Here is a 13948-nt window from a genome sequence, read left to right as displayed (position 1 = left end):
CATCCAGCGGCACACCGCGCCAACGCATGCGCTCACGGTATCCGCCCGCAGTGAGCGGCCGATCCTCCGGGCGGACTGCCGCACCTCCTCCTACTGGCCGCAGTTCCGCCCGGACGGTGGAGCGACCGGGCGCGATCTTGGCCCTACGTTCGACCCATGTCCAACGACACCGCACTTTTCCTTGGCCAGTTCCTCCGCGCACCTGCCACGATCGGGGCGGTCGCGCCCAGCTCACGGCGGCTGGCGGCCGCCGTCTGCGCGCCGATCCCGGAGCGTGGCGAGCCCACCGTGGTCGAGCTGGGCCCCGGAACGGGGTCGTTCACGTCGGAGATCCAGCAGCGCCTGGCCGGTCGGGGCCATCACCTGGCGGTGGAGGTCAACGAGACGATGGCGCGGCTGCTCGCCGAGCGTTTCCCCACCGTGGACGTGGCGCACGCCGACGCGTCGCGGCTGGTGGAGCTCTTGCGAGAGCGGCGGTTGCGGCAGGCTGACGTGGTGGTGAGCGGCCTGCCGTGGGCGGCCTTCCCTCAGGACTTGCAGTGCGATCTGCTGGATGCGGTGGCGGCCGCGATGGGGCAGGGGGCGGCGTTCACGACGTTCTCTTACATGCACGCCATCCCGCTGAGCTCGGCGCGGCGCTTCCGTGCGCTGCTGGCCGAGCGTTTTGAGGAAGTCGTGCCGGGGCGTACGGTGTGGCGCAACGCTCCCCCGGCCTTCGTGTTCAACGCCCGCCGGCCGCGGGCGTGAGGTGATCGGCGGATTAGATGGCGGCACCTGTGACGCGGGAGCTCCTGCTCAACTCCCTCGCGACCCAGGTGCCGGCGCCGTTCAGCCCGGCTTGCCCATCGCCTTGCGGATCACGTCCCGGGCCCTGTCCATGATCGCGACCGGCGGGCCGACGAGCAGGTTCTCCGTCGCCGTCTCAAGCCCCGCGTGGGGGTGAGTGGGCGCCATGGCCTCGGCGGCCTTGACCCCGACGGCCATCGCCTGACGTTCCTTGTCCCCGGTCGCCTGCCGGAACCTGGGGAACTCCTCGCGTTCCTCGGCCTCGGCGTGCTTGACCACCGCTTGTCGCAGGGTGGCGAGGTTGACCGCGAACTGGGGATCGTCGACGCCTGCCCGTTCCATCTGCGTGAGCATGTCCTTGGCCGAGTTCTCCTCGGCCAGGCGCTCGTCCACGACTTCGTCGCCGTGGTCGAGCTTGCGGCGCGCGTACGGGTGGACGATCTCCTCCTCTGCTGTCTCGTGGACGGCCAGGAGCCGCACCAGCCGCTGGAAGGCCTCTGCTTTGTCCGGCGGGGCGGCGTTCTCGACCTCGTCGAACAGGGCCTTGATCTCTTCGTGCTGGTGTAGCAGCAGGTCCACTACATCGTTGTCCTTCATGAGCCTGCGCCTACCCCAGGTCGCGAGCAGCATTCACGAGAAGGACGGGGGCCGTTTCTCCCGCAGAGCGCGCACGCCCTCAGCCACGTCCGGCCCGGTGAAACCGAGGAACTCCATGGCCAGTGAGGCGTCGAAGGACGGCCCGGCCAGGCGCAGCCAGTTGTTGAGCGAGTATTTGGTCAGCTTGATCGCCTCCTGCGCGCCGGCGGCGAGCCGGACGGCGATCTCCATGGCCTTGTCCTGCACCTGGTCGTCGTCCACGCACAGGCTGACCAGTCCCATCCGCTCGGCCTCCGCGCCGGTGACCGGCTCGCACAGCAGCAGGTGGTATTTGGCCTTGGCCATCCCGCACAGCAGCGGCCAGACGATCGCGGCGTGGTCGCCGGCCGCGACGCCGAGCCTGGTGTGCCCGTCGATGATGCGCGCGGTGCGGCCGGCGACCGAGATGTCGGCCAGCAGCGCGACCGCGAGCCCGGCGCCGACGGCGGGGCCCTCGATGGCGGAGACGACAGGCTTGGCGCAGTTGAGCAGGTTGTAGACGATGTCGCGGGCCTCGGCGAACACGCGCAGCCTGGTGGCGTGGTCGCGGGTCATCTCCTCGATCATGGACAGGTCGCCGCCGGCGGAGAACGCGTGGCCCTCTCCCCTGATCAGGACGGCCCGCACGCTGTCGTCGCGGTCGGCGTCGCGCCAGATCTCGCCCAGCTCGCGGTGCGCGGTCATGTCGACGGCGTTGAGCCTGCCGGGCTCGCTGATGGTGACCCTGAGGACGCCGTCGGCCGGGGTGTCGATCGCGAGTTTGCCGTACGTCACCAGGATTCCCGCAGGCGTCCGGCCACGTAGTCGCGGGCTTCGGCGGCCTGGTCGAACAGGCCCGGAAGGGCGAAGAAGCCGTGCAGGGCGCCGTCGTACCTGCGGCTCTCGGCGGGCACGCCGGCCTGCGCCAGACGCCGGGCGTACGCCTCGCCCTCGTCGCGCAGCACGTCGTACTCGGCCGTGACCACGGTCGCGGGCGGCAGGCCGGCGACGTCGGGCAGCCGCAGCGGCGACAGCCGCGGATCGGCGGGATCCACCCCGTCGGCGTACTGACGGACGAACCACGCCACCTCCGCCGCCGGCAACACGTATCCCTTGGCGTATTCCTGAAAGCTGGGCGTGTCCATGGCGGCGTCCAGCACCGGGCAGACGAGGGCCTGGTGCGTCAGCCGCAGCCCGGCGTCACGCGCCTGCCAGGCGGCGACGGCGGCCAGGTTGCCGCCCGCGCTCTCGCCGACCACCGCCACGCTGCCGTTGCTCTGGTAGAAGGCGGGCCTGGCGAAGATGTCGCGCACGACCGTCCACGCGTCGTCGGCGGCGGCGGGGAACGGGTGCTCGGGGGCGAGCCGGTAGCCGGCCGACACCACCACCGCCCCGGAGCGGATCGCCAGGAAGCGCCCGAAGGCGTCGGCCCGCCTGACGCTGCCGTAGACCCAGCCGCCGCCGTGGAAGTAGACCACGACCGGCAGCGGGCCGTCCCCCGGATCGGCGCGGTAGATCCGGATCGGCACGTTCTCCACCGCTTCGTCGCGGACGAAGGGCAGCTTCGTGAGCGGGCCGCGATGGAGGGCGGCGCGGTCGGGCTGCGCGCGTGTGCGCTGGATGTCGTCCAGCGTGATCGCGTCGAAGTCGGTGTCCTCGTCCGGCCCGGTGGAGGCGAGGTAGTCCCGCGCCTGGGGGTGCAGCGGCATGATCGCAGCCTAGCGGGCCGCCTCCATGAACGCATCGAAGAGCCGATTGTCCCCGCCCCGCTCCGGGTGCCACTGCACGCCCACGCCGAACCGGTGCCCCTGCAGCTCGATGCCCTCGACGATCTGGTCCTCGGCCCAGGCCACCGCCAGCAGGCCGCTGCCGAGCCGGCGTACGGACTGCTGGTGCGGCGCGACGGTCTCGATGTGGTCGCCGACGGCCTTGCCGAGCTTGCTGGAGACGCTGACCTGGATCGCGTGGACCGCGCCCGGCTCGCCGTGCCGGTCGTTGCCGAGCACCTCGGGCAGCCACGGGATCAGCGTGCCGCCCTGGGCGACGTTGAGCACGTGCATGCCCCTGGCGATGGCCAGGATCGGGACGTCGGCGCGGACGGCGGCCCTGGTCAGGGCCAGCTCGAAGCGGTCGCGGTGCACCTGCGGATCGGGGACGCGCTCGTCCTGCTCGCCGTTGTACGCGCCGGCCGCCATTTCGACGCCGCCGGCCAGCACCAGCCCGTCGAGGCCGCGTACGTAGTCCTCGACGGCGTGCGGGCCGAGCGGCGGCAGCACCACGGGCGCGCCCCCGGCCCGGACGACCGCCTTGGCGTAGGAGGGAGGCGACAGCACGGCCTCCCGCACCCAGTCACCCCAGCGGGCGGCCTCGAAGTAGGCGGTGATGCCGATCAGCGGTCGGGACATGCGATCTCCCGGGGCGTGGTGGAGTTCGTGCCGCCGCCAGCCCTTGGCGACGGCGGCCGCTTGCCCCATCATGGCGTACGGCCTTTCCGATATGTCACCCCTCCCAAAGATCCCCTGCTACCACTTGCCTCCCTCGGCATCGGTTTTCCGCCTTTGGTCCGGATTCTCGCCGCCGGCGGGACGGGGCTGGACCCGCATTTTTCCTGTGGCTAGAGGGAGGGCAGGCGGGCGGAGGTCTCGCTGATCATCTGGGTGAGGATGGAGGCGGTGTCAGGGCGGGTGTCGAGGAGCGCGTCCAGGCGCGCCCGCCACGCCCCGGCCTCGGCGTAGACCGCGTCCTCCTCCGCCTGCAGGCGCAGCCGCGTCTCGCACAGTTGCAGCTGGTACATCGGCCCGAGATAGTGCCCGACGGTGTCGCTGAGCCACCAGTAGGCGTCCGTGTTCGCGGCGAAGACGAAGATCCGGGCGCCTTCCCAGGCCACCCGCCTGGGATGGAGGACTGCCATGGCCGGATCGTACGCCCGCCCGCCCGGAACCGAAAGTTTCGGCGCGCACCGGCAACGCGGGAGTGACATGAGCGCCTGCGGAGATCGCCGGATTCCTCGACCCGGATGGGTTCCGCCGTTTCGGGCTTCCCGCCGTACTCGACCACTGAAATACGAATATGACTTTTATTCGGATTCACTGTCCGAAAAATAGATAGTTCTGCTTCGCACCTTATTGGGGGGAAACGGTTGTGGGGTTTCATCTGCGGTGTAAGACTCGCTTTTGAGCGCGTCGGATGTGCCGGGGCCGCCGCACGCTCATCACCCGGAGCCGTCAGGGAGGTGGAACGACAAGACCGGAATGCGATTCCGGTCAATAAGTGGGGTTGCGTTCTATGTCGTTGAATCCGCGCCTGGTGAAGGAGAGTTTCTCCGTCGTCGAGCCGCACGCCGACCGGGCCACGGCCTACTTCTACGGCCGCCTGTTCGCCGAGAACCCGCACCTGCGTGCCATGTTCCCGCCCGCCATGGATCTCCAGCGCGACCGGTTGTTCAGCGCGCTGACCCGGATCGTGTGGAGCCTGGACAGCCCGGACAGCCTGGCCGCGTTCCTGGGTCAGCTGGGCAGGGACCACCGCAAGTACGGCGTGATCGCCGAGCACTACACGGCTGTCGGCAACGCCCTGCTCGCCACGATCCGCCGTTTCGCGGCGGACGTCTGGGACCACGAGATCGAGGCGGCCTGGGTGGCGGCCTACACGGCCGCCGCCAATCTCATGATCGAATCGGCGGAATCCGACTCCGGGGTGTCCCCCGCGTGGTGGCTGGCCGAGGTGATCGACCACGAGCTGCGTCACCGCGACATCGCGGTGATCACGCTGCGGCCCACGCAGCGGCTGCCGTACGAGCCGGGCCAGTACGTCAACGTGCAGACCGCGCGCTGGCCGCGCGTGTGGCGGACGTTCTCCATCGCGAACGCGCCGCGCCCGGACAACACGATCAGGCTGCACGTGCGCTCGGTCCCCGGCGGCTGGGTGTCCACCGCGCTGACCAGGCACACCCGCATCGGCGACACCCTCATGCTGGGGCCCCCGATGGGCACGATGGCGCCGCGCGAGCGCAGCATGCGCGACGTGCTGTGCGTGGCGGGCGGCACCGGCCTGGCTCCGCTGAAGGCGATCATCGAGTCCATCATCGCCTCCGGCCGCCGGCCCAACATCCACCTGCTGTACGGCGCCCGCACGGCCGAGGAGCTGTACGACCTGCCCGACCTGATCCAGATGGCCTCGACGTTCCCCTGGCTGCGGGTGCTGCCCGTGGTCTCGGACCAGCAGTCGTACGACGGGATGCGCGGCCACCTGCCCGAGGTGACGCAGCGCTTCCACTCCTGGGCCGAGCACGACGTGTACGTGTGCGGCCCGGCCACCATGGTGAACGAGACCGTGCGCCGCCTCCAGATCGACGGCGTGCCGCTGTCACGCATCCACCGGGACATCATCCAGGGAGAACACTGACATTTACTGAAATGTCCGCATAAGGTCACGGCGAGAGTTTCCTCCGTCGCCAGACGGGCATACCGTCCAGCCTCGTCCTTCCCCCGAACAGGAACGGCCGAGTGGAAAGAAACTCAGCGCCTGGCCTCGGATACCTCATGGACGCCCTGACCGACCGGTGAGTCCCGCGCAGCGGCACGCCCCGAACGGTCTTGGGCGTACTGGTCCCCTCTATAGAACCCCGGGCGGCGACGCACGCCCGCGTGCGATCCGATCCTGCGCGGCGGGCTCCCTGACGGCCTGGTCATGCCAGCGCTGCCGGAGACAGCCGGGGAGTCCCCGGACCATCGCTCCGGCGGAACGGGGCCCCGAGTGCGGACGCCGCACCAGCCGTCCAGATCGCTACGCAAAGCAGTAGATGCGTGTCAATCTGTCAACGCCGGCACTTACACAAGGAGCTGGAGGTTGACAGCGGGGGTTGGACAGTGCGAGGTGGAAGTTGACACGCGCACCGTTCGAGCGTGGAGGTCGCCTGTGCCAGTCCCCGCCGGTCGCCGAGGAATCGGCGCGCTCTCGACCATGATCGTCGCTTCGGTGTTCCTCGCCCCGGCTCCCGCGGCGGCGGACGTCCCGCTGGCGGAGATCGGCGCCGACGCGTACGCCAACGCCACCAGCCAGCACGGCACACAGGCCGGAGCCGACACCTACCAGTGGGGCACGACGATCGTGACGGCGCAGCAGGCGGGCAGGTTCTTCGACGGCGGTGCGTCAGGCGTCGCGGTCGCGGCCTCCGGCGACAACGGCGCCACGTGGGCCAAGGGCGTGCTGCCCGGGATCACCGGGTTCGGCGGGGGGCCGTACCAGCGGGTCAGCGACCCGTCGGTGGCCTACGACGCCCGGCACGACGTCTGGCTCGTCGCCTCCCTGGCCATGACCGACACGGACGGGGTCGCCGGGGCGGCCGTGCTCGTCAGCCGCTCCGCCGACGGCGGCCGGACCTGGGACGCGCCGGTCACGGCCGCCGTCGCGGGGGACGGCGACCTGGACAAGCCCTGGATCGCCTGCGACAACACCCGCGACAGCCCGTACCACGGCCGCTGCCACCTCGCGTTCGACGACAACGCCGCGGGCAACGCGATCAAGATGGCCCGCTCGCCCGACGGCGGCCTCACCTGGACCGTCACCGCCACCTCGGCGGCCGGCCTGGGCGGGCAGCCGGTGGTGCGGCCGGACGGCGCCGTGGTGGTGCCGTACCTGAGCAACGACGAGGAGATCCGCTCCTTCCGCTCCCGCGACGGCGGTGCGACCTGGAGCGGCAGCGTGCTGGTGTCCATGGTGCAGCGGCACACCCCCGCGGGCGGGCTGCGCGCCTTACCACTGCCGTCGGCCGAGACGGACGCGGCCGGCGCCGTGTACGTCGCCTGGCACGACTGCCGCTTCCGGCTCTATTGCGCGGGCAACGACATCGTGCTGGTCACCTCGGCCGACGGCACCGAATGGGACCACGTCACACGGGTGACGAGCGACGGCGGCGACCACGTCATCCCCGGCCTCGGCGTCGACCGGTCCACCTCGGGCGGCTCCGCCAGGCTCGCGCTCGCCCACTACCGCGTCCCGGACGCCGCCTGCACCGCGGCCACCTGCCGGCTCACCGTCGCGTACACCTCCTCCGCCAACGGCGGCCGCAGCTGGTCCCCCTCCGAAGAGCTGCACGGGCCGATGGAGCTCGGCTGGCTGGCCAACACTGCGCAGGGCCGCATGGCCGGGGACTACATCTCCACCTCGGTCGTCCCCGGCGGCAACGCCTTCCCCGCCTTCACGGTCGCGGCCGTGCCCGCCGGCGGGGCATTCGTCATGCGGACGTACACGGTTTCAGGCGGCCTGCCGATCAAGGGCGGCGGCCCGGCCCCGCTCTCCATCGAAGGGCCCGTCGCGACCGGCGAACAGCCACCCGCCCTTCCGGCCACGGCCCGCTGACTACCGGAAGGCGGCGGCGGTCTCCTCGTCGTTGGGCCAGAACGTCTCGATGGCCAGTTCCGACACCGTCACGTCCACCGGCGTCCCGAACGTCGCGATCGTCGTGAACATCGACAACACCCGATCCCCGGCGGCGATCCGCAGCGGCACCAGGATGTCGGCCGGCCCGGGCACGTGCGCCACGTTCAGGTCCACACCGGGATAGGTGTACGACGCCAGTTCGTCGTGCAGCTCGGCCAGCCGCCCGTCGGCCGACATCTCGGCCTGCCTGCGCAGCTGGTGCAGCAGGTGCGCGCGCACCTCCGCCAGGTTGAGCAGCCTGCCGCCCATCGCCTCCGGGTGCAGCGACAGCCGCATCACGTTGATCGGCTCCTTCAGCAGCTCGGCCGGCACGCCCTCCATGAACATCCCCGCCGCCGAGTTGGCCGCCACCAGATTCCACGCCGCGTCCACCACCACCGCCGGATAGGGCTCGTGCCCGGCCAGGATCTTGTCCAGAGCCTGCCGGACGACCTCCATCTCGGGGGCGCGCACCTCGCGTTCGGGATAGACCGGCGCGAACCCCGCCGCCACCAGCAGCCTGTTGCGGTGCCGCAGCGGCACCTCCAGCTCCTCGGCCAGCTTCATCACCATCTCACGGCTCGGCCGGGCGCGGCCGGTCTCCAGGAAGCTGACGTGGCGGGCCGAGACGTCGGCCTCGATGGCCAGGTCGAGCTGGCTCACCCGCCGCCGCTGCCGCCACGACCGCAACAGCTCGCCGAAGGACTCTTCTCGTAAGGCAACCGCTCCCATGCCCGGCAATCTATCGGTTGCGAGGAAGCGTCACGATTACCTATCAGGTAAAGCGGGGCCTGAGGCACTGGACCGCGGCAGTGTGGAGCGGGATGGTTGGGACGTGGCAGACCTCCTGGGACGGGATCTTCGAGTCCTCGGAGATTGTCGGTGCCGTGAGCGACAATGAGCGGCACCCGAACATAGGAGCGATTCGCGATGAGTGACGCAATGCTCGCGATCGGCACCCGCAAGGGCCTGTTCCTCGCCCGCTCGGCGGACGGCGGCCCGTTCAAGATCGAGCCGATCCAGTTTTCCACGGTCGCGGTGCCCTCGGTGGCGATCGACACGCGCGGCACCACGCCCCGGCTGCTGGCCGGCATCGAGTACGGGCATTTCGGCCCGTCCGTCATGTACTCCGACGACCTCGGCAAGACCTGGGACGAGGCGGAGAAGCCGCCCATCGCCTTTCCGGAGAAGACCGAGGCGACCCTGTCCAAGGTGTGGCAGCTGACGCCCTCCCCGTCCGAGCCGGACGTGGTGTGGGCGGGCGTCGAGCCGGGCGCGCTGTTCCGCTCGGAGGACCGCGGCGTCACCTATCAGCTGGTCGAGGGGCTGTGGGAGCACCCGCACCGCCCGCATTGGCAGCCGGGCGGCGGCGGCCTGTGCCTGCACACGATCCTCCCCCACCCCACGGACCCCAAGATCATGGCTGTGGCGATCTCCACGGGCGGCTTCTACCGCACCAGGGACGGCGGGCTGTCGTGGGAGGCGGCCAACCAGGGCATCCGCGCCCCGTTCATGCCGGAGGGCCAGCAATATCCGGAGTTCGGGCAGTGCGTGCACAAGGTCACCATGCACCCGTCCCGCCCCGACCGGCTCTACCTGCAGCACCACTTCGGCGTCTACCGCAGCGACGACTTCGGCGGCGTCTGGCACGACATCGGCTCCCCGCTCCCGTCGGATTTCGGCTTCCCGATCGTCGTGCACCCGTCGCGCCCGGACACGATCTACGTGCTGCCGCTGCACGCCGACATGGACCGCACGCCCGTCGGCCACCGCTACCAGATCTTCCGCAGCGACGACGCCGGCGCCACCTGGCAGCCGTTCGGCCAGGGCCTGCCCGAGGAGCCCGTGTACGCGACCGTGCTGAGGGACGCGATGACCATGTCGGAGGCGGGGCTGTCCTTCGGCACGCGCGACGGCGAGGTCTACTGCTCGCGCGACGACGGCGAGACGTGGTCGCTGGTCGCCCGGCACCTGCCCGACGTGCTCACCGTGCGCGCGGCGGTGCTCTGACCGTGGCAGGACCCGTGACGATGGTGGTGTTCGTGCTGCCCAGCGCGCTGCGGCGGTGGGTGAGCGGGCGCACGGAGGTCAAGGTCTTCGCCGTCGGCGCCGACCGCGACTCGCCGCCCACCCTGGGCTCGGCCCTCGACATGCTGCGGCGCACGCATCCGCTGCTGGAGGAGCGGCTGCGTGACGACTACGGCCGCATCCGCCGGCACATCAGCATGATCGTGTGCGGGGAGAACGCCCGGGGCCTCGGCGGCCTGGACTGCGCTCTGCCGCCGGGGGCCGAGGTCTATGTGATGCCGGCACTCGCCTGAATCTCCGCCCTGGACCGGCAGGTCGCCGCAGGCCTGCGGCGGCGACCTGCCGGATGCCGAGGCGCCCACCGCTCATTCAGGGGCAAACGCGCCCATTGGCCTCGAACGCCTCATGTGTCAGCGGCATGAGCCCGGCCCACAGCGCCTCCATCTTCTCGGCGACCATTTCAATTTCCCGCTGGGGGAACGAGGGGAAGGCCGAGTCCTCGCGCCTGACCCGGAGCGAGAGGAAGTTCATCAGTGCGCGGGCGTTGCACGTGGCGTACATCGAGGAGTAGAGGCCGACCGGGAGCACTGTCCGGGCGACCTCCCGGGCGACACCGGCCTCGAGCATGTCCACATAGGCCCGGTAGGACTGCCGATAGCTCTCCTGCGTCGCCTCGGTCACGAGCTGGTGCTGCTCGGGAGTGCCGTCCTTGAACACGTACTTGCCGGGCTTGCCCTCCTGCACCAGCTTGCGATCAGGGCCTGGCACATAGAAAACCGGGACCAGCTGGCGATACCTGCCGGACTCCTCGTTGTAGGAGAAGGTGCGGTGCCGCATGAACTCACGGAAGACGAAGATCGGCGCACTGATGTAGAACGTCATGGACGAATGCTCGAACGGCGTGCCGTGCCTGTCGCGCATCAGGTAGTTGATGAGGCCCTTGGAACGCTGGGGATCGGCTTCGAGCTCAGCCAAAGAGCTCTCGCCCTTCGTGGAGACACGTGCGGCCCACAGCACATCGGCATCCGACGCGGCGGACTTGATCAGCTCCACGTCCATGTCGCCACGAAACTTGATCTCAGGTTCGACAGTGCCCATAGGGAGCCCCCGCTCGGATCGGCTGCGTTGTAACGGGCTCTAGCAAACCAGCTTGCAGGGCTCGGCGCGAGTCCGTGCGCACCGCGCACAGCAAGAGTACAGCGAGCATCTGACCAGGTCAGGCATCGAACCGACGCGGTGCTCGACGGTGCGCCCCGCGCGCGGGCCCGGCTCCCCGCACCAGTACTTGTCGCTTCAACTTTTTGCGTCTACAGTCAAGGCCCTCATCAAAACTTGAAGGGTCAAGCTATGAACGTCTTCCTCTGGGTCGTGCAGATCCTGCTCGCCGTCGCGTTCGTCGCGGCGGGCGCGGGCAAGCTCACCCAGCCCAAGGAGAAGCTCCAGCCGCGCATGCCGTACGTCGAGGAGTACAGTCAGCAGCAGCTCAGAGGGATCGGCGCGCTGGAGGTGCTCGGCGCGCTGGGCCTGGTGCTGCCGTGGGCCACCGGCATCGCCCCCGTGCTCACCCCCATCGCCGCCGCGGGACTCGGGATCACGATGATCGTCGCGGCTCAGGTGCATCGGAGGCGGAAGGAGTCCTTCGCGGTTAATCTGGTCTTGCTGGCGATGGCCGTCGTCGTCGCGGTAGGACGGATCTGACCCTGGGGGGGCGTTGGTCGAAGGGCTCGGCGAGGACGAGCAGCGCGCGTGGCAGGGCCTGCTCGCGGTCATGCTCGTCGGCATCCCGCAGGTGGAGCGCACCTTCCGGGCCCACGGCCTGGTCCACATCGAGTACGGCCTGCTCAACGCCCTGGCCACGCGCCCGCTCCGGCTGAGCGACCTGGCGACCGTGGGCAACGTGTCGATCAGCCGGCTCAGCCACCGGGTCAGCAAGCTCGTCGATCGCGGATACGTGCGGCTGCGGCCGGACGCCAGCGACGGCCGGGCCAGCGTGGCGGAGATCACCGACGAGGGGCGCGCGGTCATCGCGGCGATCGCCCCGCAGCACGCCCAGGCGCTGCGTGAAATCCTCTTCGACCATCTGACACCGGAGCAGACGGCCGCCCTGGCCGACGCCATGCAGGTCGTCGGCACCAAGCTGGGCGCCTGCCTCGACGGCCGCGCCCACTGACCTGTGCGGGTGTGCGCGCGGTGAGTGGTCAGGTGATGTCGCGGCGGAGGGTCGTGGCGGAGGCGAGGGCCGCGAAGATCAGGGCGTAGGCGAGCAGCACCAGGCCGCCCGCCCAGGCGGGCAGCAGGTAGGACGTGTCGATGCCGAAGCCCACCCCGGTGTCGGTCAGGGCCGCGGTCGCGCCGCCGGGCGTCCATTTGCCCAGCGGCTGCAGCGCCGGGATCGCCGATCATGGCGGTGGCCAGCGCCAGCCGCTGGCGCATGCCCATGGAGAAGCCCAGTACCCGCTTGCCCGCCACGTCGGCCAAGCCGACGCGGGCCAGGGCCTCCTCGGCGCGGGAGGCGGGCAGCCGTGCGGCCGCGCACAGCACGCGCAGGTGGTTGTACGCACTGCGGCCGGGATGGAAGTTGGTGGCCTCGAGCACTGCCCCGACCTCGCTGAGCGGGCGGTCGAGCTCGACGTAGCGCCGGCCGTTGACCAGCGCGCTGCCGGAGTCCGCGGTGACCAGCCCCAGGAGGCTGCGCAGGGTGGTGGTCTTGCCGGCGCCGTTGGGCCCCAAGTAGCCCGTGATCGTGCCGGCCGCGACCGTGAAAGACACCCCGTCCACCGCGCGTACCGGACCGAACGACTTGGAAAGGTCTCGTATCTCGATAGCAGCCATGGTGGACCGATTATCCGCGATGAGACGTAAGTCACACCTCCTTCGCGAGGAGGAATTCAGAGCCGGTAGATCCGGCGGGCGTTGCCGGAGCCGATCATGTGGGTGATCCTGGCCGCGTCCGCCGCGTTCCATTCCCCCGCGCCGATCCTGGCCGCGAGTGCCGTCCCGAGCGCCTGCCGGTAGTAGAGCGCGCCGAGCAGGCAGCTCTCGGCCACGCCGCGGCAGCCGGAGCTGAACAGTTGTTTGTGGAACGGCGCCAGCTCCAGCAACTCCTCCATGACCCGGGCCGAGGCGGCGGCGGTGTGCGGCAGCGCGAGGCCGACGTCGACGTAGACGTGGGGGTAGCGGCCGGCCAGGTACGCGGCCTGGCGGTGGAACGGGTAGCAGTGCAGCAGGATCACCGGCACGCCCGTCGGCTGCAGCGCGGCCACGAAGGCGCTCAGCCTGGCCGGGTCCGTGCGGTGCAGGTCGAGACCGGGGCCGCAGCCGCCGCCGAGCCCGGTGTGGAACTGCACGGGCAGCCCGCGCTCCTTGGCCACGTCGATGGTGCTCCAGAGCAGGTATCGCAGCAGGACCGGATCCGTGAGCGGCTCCTTGGGCGCGGCCAGCCGCCGGTTGGCCGCGGCGATCACCGATCCCCGGCTCGGCCTGGCCGGGTCGAAGTCGAGGCCGCACAGGGCGGCGACGACGGTCTTGAGCCCGACCGCCCTGGCGGCCCTGGCGGTCAGCTCCTCGCCGAGGCTGTCGAGGTAGTCGACCGCGACCTGGGCCTGCTCGGCCACGTCCTGCTCGATCCGCTCGATCCTGACCAGTTCGTCGGCCGCCGCGCCGCCGTGGCGGCCCATCTCGGCGGCCGACAGCAGATCGGTCTCCTCCGCGTTGACGTCCACTGGCGCGGTGTCGACCAGGAACGCCACCACTCCGGCCGCGGCCAGCAGCCGCCTGTTGACCTCGGCGGCGCCCAGCTCGGCCCGGCGGGCCAGGTAGACGGCGGGCGGCGCGTGCGGCTCCAGGTCGAGCAGGGGCGCGCACCAGCGGCGCAGCGCCAGCCCGAACGGCGTGTCGAAGTGGGTGGTGCCGGGCGGCGACGCGCCGCCGCCCTCGTTGACGAGCAGCTCGAACTGCGCCCTGGTCAGGTCGTCTCGCCGGACTCCGTGACAGTGGTGGTCGACGAGCGGGGCGAGCAGCGCGTCACGCACCGTGCCGGGCAGATCGACGGAGAGCAGCATGCGGAGACTCTAAGGGAGCTCCGCATGCCCGCGCGGAC

General features: G+C 70.6%; 16 protein-coding genes and 1 pseudogene. 7 read left to right on the top strand and 10 right to left on the bottom strand.

The features are described 5' to 3' along the window. The first annotated feature begins 156 nt into the window (after window positions 1-156). On the top strand, window positions 157-747 hold the full coding sequence (locus ACIBX3_RS20105) for a class I SAM-dependent methyltransferase (protein ID WP_397118999.1): 591 nt from the start codon (window positions 157-159) through the stop codon (window positions 745-747). A gap of 81 nt (window positions 748-828) precedes the next feature. Here ACIBX3_RS20105 and ACIBX3_RS20100 read toward each other — a convergent pair whose 3' ends face one another. The 5 genes from ACIBX3_RS20100 to ACIBX3_RS20080 form a co-directional block, all read right to left on the bottom strand. Further along, window positions 829-1383: a hemerythrin domain-containing protein gene (locus ACIBX3_RS20100; RefSeq protein ID WP_397118997.1), complete on the bottom strand. Its 555-nt coding sequence runs from the start codon at window positions 1381-1383 to the stop codon at window positions 829-831. Between the two features lie 33 nt (window positions 1384-1416). After that, a complete protein-coding gene (locus tag ACIBX3_RS20095; RefSeq protein WP_397118995.1) occupies window positions 1417-2196 on the bottom strand; it encodes an enoyl-CoA hydratase/isomerase family protein in 780 nt (259 codons plus the stop codon). Continuing rightward, a complete protein-coding gene (locus ACIBX3_RS20090) occupies window positions 2193-3110 on the bottom strand; it encodes an alpha/beta hydrolase (RefSeq protein ID WP_397118993.1) in 918 nt (305 codons plus the stop codon). Before ACIBX3_RS20090 ends, ACIBX3_RS20095 begins: the two co-directional genes overlap by 4 nt. Window positions 3111-3119: 9 nt before the next feature. Continuing rightward, a complete protein-coding gene (locus tag ACIBX3_RS20085) occupies window positions 3120-3806 on the bottom strand; it encodes a gamma-glutamyl-gamma-aminobutyrate hydrolase family protein (protein WP_397118991.1) in 687 nt (228 codons plus the stop codon). Window positions 3807-4015: 209 nt separating this feature from the next. Next, window positions 4016-4312, bottom strand: coding sequence for a hypothetical protein (locus tag ACIBX3_RS20080; protein ID WP_397118989.1), 297 nt, complete (start codon window positions 4310-4312; stop codon window positions 4016-4018). Between the two features lie 374 nt (window positions 4313-4686). Here ACIBX3_RS20080 and ACIBX3_RS20075 point away from each other — a divergent pair, with 374 nt between their 5' ends. Beyond that, window positions 4687-5805, top strand: coding sequence for a globin domain-containing protein (locus tag ACIBX3_RS20075; RefSeq protein ID WP_397118987.1), 1119 nt, complete (start codon window positions 4687-4689; stop codon window positions 5803-5805). 558 nt (window positions 5806-6363) lie between these two features. Beyond that, window positions 6364-7761, top strand: a complete 1398-nt coding sequence (locus ACIBX3_RS20070; RefSeq protein ID WP_397118985.1) for a sialidase family protein — start codon at window positions 6364-6366, stop codon at window positions 7759-7761. Here ACIBX3_RS20070 and ACIBX3_RS20065 read toward each other — a convergent pair whose 3' ends face one another. Beyond that, the gene (locus ACIBX3_RS20065) at window positions 7762-8553 is read right to left on the bottom strand and encodes a helix-turn-helix domain-containing protein (protein WP_397118983.1); all 792 of its coding nucleotides are present in this window, start codon (window positions 8551-8553) and stop codon (window positions 7762-7764) included. Between the two features lie 198 nt (window positions 8554-8751). Here ACIBX3_RS20065 and ACIBX3_RS20060 point away from each other — a divergent pair, with 198 nt between their 5' ends. Together ACIBX3_RS20060 and ACIBX3_RS20055 are read left to right on the top strand one after the other, a co-directional pair. Continuing rightward, the gene (locus ACIBX3_RS20060) at window positions 8752-9831 is read left to right on the top strand and encodes a WD40/YVTN/BNR-like repeat-containing protein (protein ID WP_397118981.1); all 1080 of its coding nucleotides are present in this window, start codon (window positions 8752-8754) and stop codon (window positions 9829-9831) included. A gap of 2 nt (window positions 9832-9833) precedes the next feature. Continuing rightward, the gene (locus ACIBX3_RS20055) at window positions 9834-10142 is read left to right on the top strand and encodes a hypothetical protein (RefSeq protein WP_397118979.1); all 309 of its coding nucleotides are present in this window, start codon (window positions 9834-9836) and stop codon (window positions 10140-10142) included. A gap of 76 nt (window positions 10143-10218) precedes the next feature. Here ACIBX3_RS20055 and thyX read toward each other — a convergent pair whose 3' ends face one another. Beyond that, on the bottom strand, window positions 10219-10947 hold the full coding sequence (gene thyX, locus ACIBX3_RS20050) for an FAD-dependent thymidylate synthase (RefSeq protein ID WP_397118977.1): 729 nt from the start codon (window positions 10945-10947) through the stop codon (window positions 10219-10221). Window positions 10948-11196: 249 nt separating this feature from the next. Here thyX and ACIBX3_RS20045 point away from each other — a divergent pair, with 249 nt between their 5' ends. Together ACIBX3_RS20045 and ACIBX3_RS20040 are read left to right on the top strand one after the other, a co-directional pair. After that, window positions 11197-11547, top strand: coding sequence for a DoxX family protein (locus tag ACIBX3_RS20045; protein WP_397118975.1), 351 nt, complete (start codon window positions 11197-11199; stop codon window positions 11545-11547). A gap of 13 nt (window positions 11548-11560) precedes the next feature. Next, window positions 11561-12019, top strand: coding sequence for a MarR family winged helix-turn-helix transcriptional regulator (locus tag ACIBX3_RS20040; RefSeq protein WP_397118973.1), 459 nt, complete (start codon window positions 11561-11563; stop codon window positions 12017-12019). A 28-nt stretch (window positions 12020-12047) separates the two neighbouring features. Here ACIBX3_RS20040 and ACIBX3_RS20035 read toward each other — a convergent pair whose 3' ends face one another. From ACIBX3_RS20035 to ACIBX3_RS20025, 3 genes and pseudogenes are all read right to left on the bottom strand, one after another. Continuing rightward, window positions 12048-12173, bottom strand: a complete 126-nt coding sequence (locus ACIBX3_RS20035) for a hypothetical protein (RefSeq protein WP_397118972.1) — start codon at window positions 12171-12173, stop codon at window positions 12048-12050. A gap of 76 nt (window positions 12174-12249) precedes the next feature. Further along, window positions 12250-12681 (bottom strand): annotated as a pseudogene (locus ACIBX3_RS20030) (ATP-binding cassette domain-containing protein); the annotation flags it as partial. Between the two features lie 56 nt (window positions 12682-12737). Continuing rightward, the gene (locus ACIBX3_RS20025) at window positions 12738-13910 is read right to left on the bottom strand and encodes an amidohydrolase family protein (RefSeq protein ID WP_397118970.1); all 1173 of its coding nucleotides are present in this window, start codon (window positions 13908-13910) and stop codon (window positions 12738-12740) included. Between the last annotated feature and the right edge of the window lie 38 nt (window positions 13911-13948).

Origin of the sequence: Nonomuraea sp. NPDC049480 (assembly GCF_044465905.1) — a bacterium.
GTDB lineage: Bacteria > Actinomycetota > Actinomycetes > Streptosporangiales > Streptosporangiaceae > Nonomuraea.
The sequence above is the reverse complement of the archived record's forward strand: the minus strand, read 5'-3'. Positions and strand labels throughout refer to the sequence as shown.